The organism is Ramlibacter sp. (genome assembly GCF_035706265.1).
Taxonomy (GTDB): Bacteria; Pseudomonadota; Gammaproteobacteria; order Burkholderiales; family Burkholderiaceae_C; genus Ramlibacter.
The window spans coordinates 1-4,501 of the sequence record NZ_DASSVG010000572.1; the positions used below are offsets into that span (position 1 = coordinate 1).

Annotated in this window: 5 protein-coding genes; 4 read left to right on the forward strand and 1 reads right to left on the reverse strand. The window is 70.8% G+C overall.

The window, feature by feature from the left end; translation table 11 throughout:
- Positions 1-137 precede the first annotated feature (137 nt).
- Both VFM98_RS20515 and VFM98_RS20520 read left to right on the forward strand, forming a co-directional pair.
- Complete coding sequence (locus VFM98_RS20515) at positions 138-1,130, forward strand: diacylglycerol/lipid kinase family protein (RefSeq protein ID WP_325111748.1); 993 nt, start codon at positions 138-140, stop codon at positions 1,128-1,130.
- The gene (locus VFM98_RS20520; protein WP_325111749.1) at positions 1,127-1,942 is read left to right on the forward strand and encodes a metallophosphoesterase; all 816 of its coding nucleotides are present in this window, start codon (positions 1,127-1,129) and stop codon (positions 1,940-1,942) included. Before VFM98_RS20515 ends, VFM98_RS20520 begins: the two co-directional genes overlap by 4 nt.
- 143 nt (positions 1,943-2,085) lie before the next feature.
- Here the strand turns inward: VFM98_RS20520 and VFM98_RS20525 are convergent, their stop codons facing one another.
- Positions 2,086-2,856 carry a 3-hydroxybutyrate dehydrogenase gene (locus VFM98_RS20525; protein ID WP_325111750.1) on the reverse strand — a complete coding sequence of 257 codons (771 nt, stop codon included), beginning with the start codon at positions 2,854-2,856 and terminating at the stop codon, positions 2,086-2,088.
- Between the two features lie 84 nt (positions 2,857-2,940).
- Here VFM98_RS20525 and VFM98_RS20530 point away from each other — a divergent pair, with 84 nt between their 5' ends.
- Positions 2,941-3,885: an alpha/beta hydrolase gene (locus VFM98_RS20530; RefSeq protein ID WP_325111751.1), complete on the forward strand. Its 945-nt coding sequence runs from the start codon at positions 2,941-2,943 to the stop codon at positions 3,883-3,885.
- Positions 3,857-4,501 (forward strand): HD domain-containing protein (locus tag VFM98_RS20535; protein ID WP_325111752.1); only part of this gene is annotated, 645 nt, incomplete at its 3' end. The genes VFM98_RS20530 and VFM98_RS20535, both read left to right, overlap by 29 nt.

Genomic DNA, 4,501 nt, shown 5'->3' on the forward strand with positions numbered 1-4,501 from the left:
AGCCGGGTCGCAGCGCCGTGACGGTCACCGTCTCGGGCTCCGTGCAATTGCGCTGATCCGGCGCCGGGCGGCGGCGGATGCCGGCGCCCGGTTCAGTCCGACAGGGCGGACCGGGCGGCGCGGCTAAGCTGCCCTGCATGGCCGCCGTCCTGCCCGCTTCCGACTCCGCCGACCAGGACGGCGTCGCCGCCGCGCGGGCGCAGCCGGAGTTCTTCATCGTGATGAACCGCGGCTCGGGCAGCCACGAGGGGGAGGACGTGCGCGCCGCCGTCGTCACCGAACTGGAGCGCGCCGGCCGCGCCCATCGCTTCGTTCCGGTGCCGCCGGGCGAGATCGTCCAGGCCTGCCAGGACGCGGCCCGGATGGCGCGCGAACACGGTGGCGTGCTGGTCGCCGTCGGCGGCGACGGCACGCTCAATTGCGCGGCGCAGGCGGCGCTGGCGCACGACTGCCCGCTGGGCGTGGTCGCCCAGGGCACCTTCAACCTGTTCGCCCGCGAGCACGGGCTGCCGCTGGAGGCGGCCGAGGCGGTGCGGGCCCTGCTGGCGGCACGGCCGGAGCCGGTGCAGGTGGGCTGGGTGAACCAGCGGGTGTTCCTGGTCAACGCGTCGGTGGGGCTCTACCCGAAGCTGCTGGCCGACCGCGAAGTGGTCAAGCAGCGGCTCGGCCGCCGGCGCTGGATCGCGATGCTGGCCGCCCTCAAGAGCCTGCTGGAATGGCGGCTGCAGCTGGTGCTGGACGCCGAGCTCGACGGCCAGCTGACGAAACTGCGCACGGCCAGCGTCTTCGTCTGCAACAACCGCCTGCAGTTGGAGCGGGTGGGGGTGGAAGAGGCGGTGGTGGCGCAGGTCGGCGAAGGGCGGCTCGCGGGGCTGCTGGTGCGCGGCACCAGCCCCTGGACCAAGCTGCGCATGCTGTTCAAGGCCGCCTGCGGCCGGCTGGCGGCCGAACCGGAGATCCACAGCTTCACCCTGCGCACGCTGGCCGTCGGCGCCCGCGGCGCGCGGCGGCTGAAGGTGGCCACCGACGGCGAGGTCACGTGGATGCAGCTGCCGCTGCGCTTCACCGTGGCGCCGCGGCCGCTGCAGGTGATGCTGCCGCCGCCGGAGCTGCGCCTGCCCGTGCGATGACCGTCATCCTGCATCTCTCCGACACGCACTTCGGCACCGAGGAGGGGCCCGTGGTCGCCGCCTTGCAGGCCTTGGTGCGGCAGGAGAAGCCCACGGCGGCGATCCTGAGCGGCGACATCACCCAGCGGGCCCGCAGCGCGCAGTTCGCGGCGGCGCGGGCGTTCTGCGATTCGCTCCACGTGGACCACCTGCTGACGCTGCCGGGCAACCACGACATCCCGCTTTTCAACGTGGCCGCGCGGCTGTTCGCCCCCTACCGCAGCTATGCCCGCGCGTTCGGCCACAACCTGGAGCCGGAGCTGGAATTCGCCGACGTGCTGGTGATCGGCGTGAACACGACGCGGCCCGAGCGCCACAAGGACGGCGTGGTGTCGCCGCGCCAGATCCGGCGGGTGGTGCAGCGGCTGCGCGGGGCGCCGCGCGAGCAGTTGCGGATCGTCGTCACCCACCAGCCGGCCTGCGTGATGCGGCCGCAGGACGAGAAGGACCGGCTGCACGGGGGCGAGCAGGCGGCGCTGGCCTGGTCGCATGCCGGCGCGGACCTGCTGCTGGGCGGCCACATCCACCTGCCGTTCGTGAGCGACGTGTGCACGCGGGTGAAGACGGCCTCACGCACCCTCTATTGCATCCAGGCCGGCACGGCCCTGTCGTACCGGGTGCGGCACAACACGCCGAACTCGGTCAACCTGATCCGCTGGTCACCGCCCGCAGCAGGCGCGCCGCGCGTGTGCCACGTGGAGCGCTGGGACTACGACCTCGCGGACGAACGCTTCGAGCTCACGCATCCGTACGAGTTGAAGCTGGCTGAGTGACGGCCGGAACCCCCAATTGCCGGACGCAAAGAACGCAAAGGGTACGCAAAGGACGCAAAAGAACATCCTTGAATTTCTTTGCGTTCTTTGCGTATCTTCGCGTCCTTTGCGTCCGGCTGCTCGGCTGTCCGGATGTTTGGCTGTTACTGCGCTGCCCAACCCCCATCCATGTTCCACGCCGCGCCCCGCACGTTCTTCGCCGCTTCCGAGCAGAAGAACACCGCCAGCTCGCCGAGTTCCTCGGGGGTGGTGAACTGCAGCGATGGCTCCTTTTCGGCCAGCAGCTGCTTCTTCGCCTCCTCGTTGCTCAGGCCTTCGGCGGCGGCGCGGGCGTCCACCTGCTTCTGCACCAGGGGCGTCAGCACCCAGCCGGGGCAGATCGCGTTGCAGGTGACGCCGGTGGTGGCGGTCTCCAGCGCCGTCACCTTGGTCAGGCCCACGATGCCGTGCTTGGCGGCCACATAGGCGGCCTTCTGCGCCGAGGCCACCAGGCCGTGCACCGAAGCCACGTTGATGATCCGGCCCCAGTTGGCGGCCTTCATGGCCGGCAGCGCGAGCCGGCTGGTGTGGAACGCGCTCGACAGGTTGATCGCGATGATCGCGTCCCAGCGCTCGGGCGGGAAATCCTCGACCAGCGCGACGTGCTGGATGCCGGCGTTGTTGACCAGCACGTCGACGCGGCCGAAGGTCTCGGCCGCGTAGTGCATCATGGCTTCGATCTCCGCGGGCTTGCTCATGTCCGCGCCGTGGTAGCCGACCTTCACGCCGAGGGCGGCGATCTCGGCCTTCGGGCCTTCGACGTCGCCGAAGCCATTGAGCACGATGTTGGCGCCCTGGCGGGCCAGCGCCTTGGCGATGCCCAGGCCGATGCCGCTGGTGGAGCCTGTGACGAGGGCGGTCTTGCCTTTCAGCATGGGGTGTTCTCCTCTCCGGGATAATCTTGGGAATGAAGCAGCCGAGCAAGCGAGCGTAATCGCTTCCGGTTGCCCCGCGCATCCATGACCGCTCCTACGCTGAACTACGTATCCTGCCCCGATGCCGTCGGCAGCCATCGCATGGCGTACTGGCTGTGGGGCGCGCCCGAGGCGAAGCACGCGATCGTCTGCGTGCACGGCCTGTCGCGCCAGGGGCGCGACTTCGACGTGCTGGCCCAGGCACTGCTCGCGCGCAGCCCGCAGCCGCTGCGCATCGTGTGCCCCGACGTGGCCGGCCGCGGCCGCAGCGACTGGCTGGCCGATCCGCAGGGCTATGCCATCCCGCAGTACACCGCCGACATGCTGCAGCTGCTGGCGCAGCTCCATGGCGCCGCGCCGCTGGAAACGCTGGACTGGGTCGGCACCAGCATGGGCGGGCTGATCGGGCTCGCGCTGTGCGGCACGCCCAAGCTGCCGCTGCCCGTCCCGGTGCGCCGCCTGGTGCTCAACGACGTCGGCCCGGTGATCGAATGGACGGCGCTGCAGCGCATCGGCACCTATCTCGGGAACACCGGCCGCTTCGAATCGGTGCAGCAGGCGGCCGACGCGATGTGGCAGATCTCGCGCAGCTTCGGCCCCCACACGCCCGAGCAGTGGCTGGCCCTGTCGCAGGCCATGGTCCGGCCGCTGCCGGATGGCGGCTTCACGCTGCACTACGACCCGGCGATCGCGGTCCCCTTCCGCACCGTCACCGAGGCGGCTGCGCAGCAGGGGCAGGCGGCGCTGTGGCAGCTCTTCGACGCGGTCAGGGCGCAGACGCTGCTGCTGCGCGGCGCCGAATCGGACCTGCTCTCGCGCGAGACCGCGCTGGAGATGACGCGCCGCGGCCCGCGGCCGCGCCTGCTCGAATTCCAGGGCGTCGGCCATGCGCCGACGCTCGTCGCCCACAACCAGGTCGAGGCGGTCGCCGCCTTCCTCCTGCACAACGAATCCGCGTCCGATGAAAAGCCATACAGCGGAACAGGGTGAGCGGCTGCCCGAACTGGTGGCGGCCGCCGAACAGGCGCTGCCGCAGCAGGTCCACGCGCTGCAGCGCGCGCGGGCCTTCGCCGAGCCGCTGATCGCCGGCGAGACGCTGGAGACCGGCGAGAACACGCTCGCCCATGCCGACGCCGTCGCGGCCATCCTCAAGGCCATGGGCGGCTCCGAGGCGATGCAGGCCGCGAGCTACCTCGTGTACGCCTGCCCGCACCTGAACAAGCCGCAGGAAGTGATTGCCAAGGCGTTCGGCGAGAGCTATGCCGCGCTGGCGATCGAGACGACCAAGCTGGTGCGCGTGCAGCAGCAGGCGCGCGGCGCCGAGCACTTCCTCGAAGACAAGCGGGTGCAGACCGAGAACGTGCGCAAGATGCTGCTCGCGTTCTCGCGCGACCTGCGCGTGGTGATGCTGCGCCTGGCCTCGCGGCTGCAGACCCTGCGCCACTACGCGGCCACCAAGCAGCCGATGCCGCCGGCCGTGGCGCGCGAGGCGCTGCAGGTGTTCGCGCCGCTGGCCAACCGCCTGGGCATCTGGCAGGTGAAGTGGGAGATGGAAGACCTGGCCTTCCGCTTCCTCGAACCCGACACCTACAAGCAGGTCGCCCGC

What these genes read in the sequence shown, in the direction of transcription:
- VFM98_RS20515 (WP_325111748.1), top strand. Translation starts at nt 138, where the DNA reads ATGGCCGCCGTCCTGCCCGCTTCCGACTCCGCCGACCAGGACGGCGTC.
- VFM98_RS20520 (WP_325111749.1), top strand. Translation starts at nt 1,127, where the DNA reads ATGACCGTCATCCTGCATCTCTCCGACACGCACTTCGGCACCGAGGAG.
- VFM98_RS20525 (WP_325111750.1), bottom strand. Translation starts at nt 2,856, where the DNA reads ATGCTGAAAGGCAAGACCGCCCTCGTCACAGGCTCCACCAGCGGCATC.
- VFM98_RS20530 (WP_325111751.1), top strand. Translation starts at nt 2,941, where the DNA reads ATGACCGCTCCTACGCTGAACTACGTATCCTGCCCCGATGCCGTCGGC.